The sequence below is a fragment of the Cupriavidus sp. SIMBA_020 genome (assembly GCF_046535395.1).
Classification (GTDB): Bacteria; Pseudomonadota; Gammaproteobacteria; order Burkholderiales; family Burkholderiaceae; genus Cupriavidus; species Cupriavidus campinensis.
This window is the reverse complement of the sequence record NZ_JAWRWU010000298.1, coordinates 1-306: the sequence shown is the minus strand read 5'-3', so window position 1 is coordinate 306 and position 306 is coordinate 1. Positions and strand designations below refer to the sequence as shown.

Sequence of the window (306 nt, the reverse complement as noted above, 5' to 3'; positions counted from 1 at the left end):
GGTGTTCGCGTGGGACGAAGCGACGGACAAAGCGACGGACGAAGGCGAGGGCGAATCCACCGTGGTCGCCGCGACGCGCCGCGCGGTCACGCAGGCGCTGGCGCTCGGCTTTCGCAAGCAGGACATCGTGGTGCTGTCGTTTCGCGGCCGCGAGCACTCGCATTTCACGGCGCTCGATCATCTGGGGCCGCATCGGCTGCGCAGCTTCACGGGCGAGTACGACCTGTTCGGCGTGCCGCAGTATCGCGACGGCGACCTGCTGCTCGATTCGATCTATCGCTTCAAGGGGCAGTCGGCGCCGTGCGT

At 67.6% G+C, this 306-nt stretch carries 1 pseudogene; it reads left to right on the top strand.

The annotated features are described in order from the left end of the window. Positions 1-306, top strand: a pseudogene (locus tag SB751_RS29295) (nuclease); the annotation flags it as partial.